Annotated in this window: 1 protein-coding gene; it reads right to left on the bottom strand. The window is 72.4% G+C overall.

Annotated features, from left to right (window positions below; all coding sequences use genetic code 11):
• Window positions 1–507: 507 nt before the first annotated feature.
• A partial coding sequence (locus tag FDZ70_10515) for a cell wall-binding repeat-containing protein (GenBank protein ID TLM66368.1) occupies window positions 508–1,512 on the bottom strand: 1,005 nt, incomplete at its 5' end.

Consider the following 1,512-nt stretch of genomic DNA (forward strand, 5'->3'; position numbering starts at 1 on the left):
GCCCGAGCCGGACTGGGTCTACGAACTCGACTCCGACGACGGCACGCAGCGCAGCTACCTCATCGGTCCGCCGGCGAGCGAGTGGGCCGGGACCGTCGTCGTGGAAGAGCAGGGCAGCGGGTGGGTCGTCATCGACGACGGCACGAACGGCGACACCGGTGACGACACCGGCGGCGGCGGCGGCTCAGAGGACGTCATCGGCAACGCCGACGAGCAGAAGGCGCACGACACCGTGAAGGCGTTCCTCGGCTGGGTGCTGCAGGACGACGGGCTCGAGGCGCAGAAGCTGACCGTCGACCCGTTCCACAGCGACAGTGCGAGTGCCGAGGTGAGCGGCGGGGGGCTGACCGACTACGTCATCACCGACGTCACACCCAACTCGAGCGGCGGATTCGACGTGACGTGCACGGAGACGTGGTACGGCGAGCCACAGACCTACGTCTACAAGGTCAAGAAGACGAGTGCCGGCTTCCGCATCTACGACCTCGCGCCGCAGTAGCCGCAGGCCTACGGCTCCTTGAGCCCGATCTCCTCGGCCGCGGTCGCGAACGCGGCCACGCTCACTGCGCTCTCGCCGCCGAAGACGGCGGCGTCGTCGCCCCACACCATGTCGTCGCGGATCGCGCCGAGCGCGGCATCGCCGAGCGGCGCGGCCGGCGTCAGCAGCAGCACGCCGCGCTCATAGCCGGTCGCCGCGCCGCCGGACAGCGCGTCGGGGAAGTCGGTGCCCTTGGCGATACCCACGAAGCCGAAGCCGTTGCCGGTCCCGGAGAAGCACTCGCCGACCATGCGCGCGGTGAGGTAGCGGTCCGCGCCCGCGATGCGCTCAGCGCTTCCGGTCGCGGAGGCGACCTGGCTGTACGCCGCCTCGCTCACGGCGCCGGCCCCACCGATCACGTACGCCTGCGAACAGTTCGCGGCGAGGAACGCGCGCGCCGAGGCGCCGAGCGCGTCCTTCGGCGTGAGCAGGACCGGCATCCCCTGCGCGTACGCCACCGGGGAGGCGGCCAGCGCGTCGGGGAAGTTGCCGCCGTACACGACCACGGCCTCGGTCACGGCGCCGTCGAGCAGGTCGGGTGCGTTCATCCGGTCGGCGACGGCGACCGCCGTGTCGTACCGCGTCGCGCCCGCCACCCGCGTGACCTCGATGCCGCCGAGGTCGAGGTCCACGTACACGTCGTCGGAGACCGCACCGGTCCCGCCGACGATGAACGCCTTCGTGGCGCCGAGGCGCGAGATCTCCTCCCACGCGCCGATCGACAGCGCTGCTGGGTCGGTGAGCAGCAGCGGACCGCCGACCGCGCCGGCCAGCCCCGAGCCGGACAGCGCGTCCGCGAAGCCCTTGCCGCTCGCGATGACGACGGCGTCGCACCCGCCCTCGGGGAAGGTGCGACGCGAGATCTCGACCGAGGTGCCGTAGCGGTCCGCGCCCGCGTAGCGCTCGATCCCCGACAGCGGCGCCGGGGCGTCGTCGAGCGCGACGGTGAGGTCATAGCCGACCGCCTCGGCGGT

The organism is Actinomycetota bacterium (assembly GCA_005774595.1).
Taxonomy (GTDB): Bacteria; Actinomycetota; Coriobacteriia; order Anaerosomatales; family D1FN1-002; genus D1FN1-002.